Below are 2,259 nucleotides of genomic sequence, written 5' to 3'. Positions count from 1 at the left end.
CAGGCCGGGCTCGTCAACGACGCGTTCGCCGACGATTCGCTCGTGCGGAACGTCGCGATCCGCGCGGTGTTGCTGCAGCGCGCGGCCAATGCCGAGCTACTGCGCGCGCAGGCGCAGAATCAGGCGACGAGCGGCGCGCTGCGCGATACCGCGCTGTACACGCTGCTGTACAAGGAGCTCACGCGTTCGCACTACGCGGATTTCATCGCCGATACCGCACTGGTGCCCGGCGCGCCCGCCGATCCATTGAAGCCGTTCGTCGCAGCCGCCGCGAAAAACGAGGACGGCTACACGTGCCTGTCGGCGCGCGACATCGCCGCGACGCTGCAGCAGAATCCCGCCGATCCGAAAGGGCTGAACTGCCTCGCCGATTTCGTGCGCCTTCATCCGCCCGCGTACGGCCTCGAAACCGAACCGGTGCCGTCGTGGGTCCGCAACGCGTCGAGCACGGCCGCCACGCGCGTGCCGCCGACGCTCGGCGCGGCGCCGTCGCAGTTCGCGGGCAAGCCGTACGAACGGATGTCGAGCTACGTGACGGTGATGGCCGATACGCAGGCGAACCCGAACGACCGCGCGTACGCGTTCTATCGCGCGATCAAGTGCTACGCGCCGGGCGGCTCCAACGAATGCGGCGGCAAGGAGGTGCCGAAGAGCACGCGCAAGCGCTGGTTCGACACGCTGAAGACCGCCTATCCAGGTAGCCCGTGGGCGCAGAAGCTCCGCTACTACTGGTAAGCGCCGCATGAAGCGCATCGCGTGCGTCGCGCTGCTGCTGGCCGCGCGCGTCGCGCTGGGCGGCACCGTCGACGCCGCGCGGTACGACGCATTCTGGCTATGGGCCGGCGTAAAGCCGCAGGCGGTCGTGCACGGTGCGCGCATCGTCTACGTGCTGCAAGGTCAGATCGAAGCGTCGCCGCGGGACGAGTCGCAGGTGCGCGTGATCGCGCAGGGCGTCGCGCTGCCGCCCGCGCCCGACGCGCGCGTGTGGCTCGTCTATCGTGCGCATACGCTGCGCTGGACCCCGCGCGTCACGCAGATCATGCTCGCGCAGCTCGCACGCTGGCGTGCGTCGGGCCGCACGATCGCCGGCATCCAGATCGATTTCGATGCGGGCACGCGCCACCTCCAGGATTACCTCGGATTCCTGCGCACGCTGCGCGAAACCTTGCCCGCCGATTGCCGGCTCAGCATCACGGGGCTGCTCGACTGGAGCAGTCGCATCGATACCGACCAGGTCAACCAGCTCAAGGGCATCGTCGACGAGGTGGTCGTGCAGACCTACCAGGGCCGGCGGACGATCCCCGACTACGCGGCCTATCTGCCGCGCGTCGCGCGGCTGCAACTGCCGTTTCGCATCGGCGTGATCCAGGGCGGCGAGTGGGACGCGCCGCCGTATCTCGCGTCGAATCCGTGGTTCCGCGGCTACGTCGTGTTCCTGCGCAACGGTTAGCGGGCGCCAACGCGGCGCCAACGAAGCGTAACGCCAATCGCCGACACGCTACGCAACACCCGCGATCGTGCCGCCGAGCCCGACGAGCGCAATCGCGAGCAGCGCAAGCGCCGACGACGCCGAGATCCACCGCTGCTTCCGATGAATCGCCGGATGGTTGATCGCGGCCATGTAGCCGGTCATGATCGTGAAATCGACCGCGATCCACAACGTGGCGAGGATCGCGAGGCTCACGCGCGAATCGGGCGTGATGCCGACGAACTGCGGAAAGAACGCGACGAAGAACAGCAGATCCTTCGGATTCGCGATGCCGACGAGGAAGCCGCGCACGACGCCGGGCAACCCGCGCGGCTGTGACGCCGGTTCGCCCGCCGCCGTGCCGTCGCCACTGCGCCCGCGACCGGCGCGCCATTCGCCGACCAGCGTCCGGATCGCGAGCACCGCGATGAACAGGCAACCCGCGACGTGCAGCCCGGCGAGCAGCCGAGCGCTGACCATCACGACGCCGAACACCATCAGCATCGCGCCCGCGATCAGCACGAGGCTCGCCGCATTCGCGCCCACCGCGGTCAGCACGCCTTGACGGAACCCGCGCCGCGCGACCGTGCCCGTGACGAGCATGACGACCGGGCCGGGCGTCGCGATGAGCAGCACGATCGCGGCCAGATAGGCAAACAGCAGCGGGTAATGGAGTGTCATGACAAAAAGTTGTTCGATGAGTCGACAGGCGTGCTCGTCACGGTGGCATCATGGGAGCCACGACGTGGCGAAAAACACGGTGACGAGCAGTATCACGCGCCCGGCCTGTC

Annotated in this window: 2 protein-coding genes and 1 pseudogene; 2 read left to right on the top strand and 1 reads right to left on the bottom strand. The window is 68.3% G+C overall.

Features of this window, described 5'->3' with window-relative positions; all coding sequences use genetic code 11:
* Both JMF90_RS34095 and JMF90_RS34090 read left to right on the top strand, forming a co-directional pair.
* A pseudogene (locus tag JMF90_RS34095) lies at positions 1–735 on the top strand (hypothetical protein); the annotation flags it as partial.
* Between the two features lie 7 nt (positions 736–742).
* On the top strand, positions 743–1,450 hold the full coding sequence (locus JMF90_RS34090) for a DUF3142 domain-containing protein (protein ID WP_201317349.1): 708 nt from the start codon (positions 743–745) through the stop codon (positions 1,448–1,450).
* Positions 1,451–1,498: 48 nt separating this feature from the next.
* Here the strand turns inward: JMF90_RS34090 and JMF90_RS34085 are convergent, their stop codons facing one another.
* Positions 1,499–2,149: a LysE family translocator gene (locus JMF90_RS34085; RefSeq protein WP_201317350.1), complete on the bottom strand. Its 651-nt coding sequence runs from the start codon at positions 2,147–2,149 to the stop codon at positions 1,499–1,501.
* Positions 2,150–2,259: the final 110 nt, after the last annotated feature.

Source organism: Burkholderia sp. E168m23 (assembly GCF_016586125.1).
Classification (GTDB): Bacteria; Pseudomonadota; Gammaproteobacteria; order Burkholderiales; family Burkholderiaceae; genus Burkholderia; species Burkholderia orbicola.
This window is presented reverse-complemented; position numbering and strand designations above follow the sequence as displayed.

Coding starts and splice junctions, on each gene's coding strand:
- JMF90_RS34090 (WP_201317349.1), top strand. CDS start 743: ATGAAGCGCATCGCGTGCGTCGCGCTGCTGCTGGCCGCGCGCGTCGCG.
- JMF90_RS34085 (WP_201317350.1), bottom strand. CDS start 2,149: ATGACACTCCATTACCCGCTGCTGTTTGCCTATCTGGCCGCGATCGTG.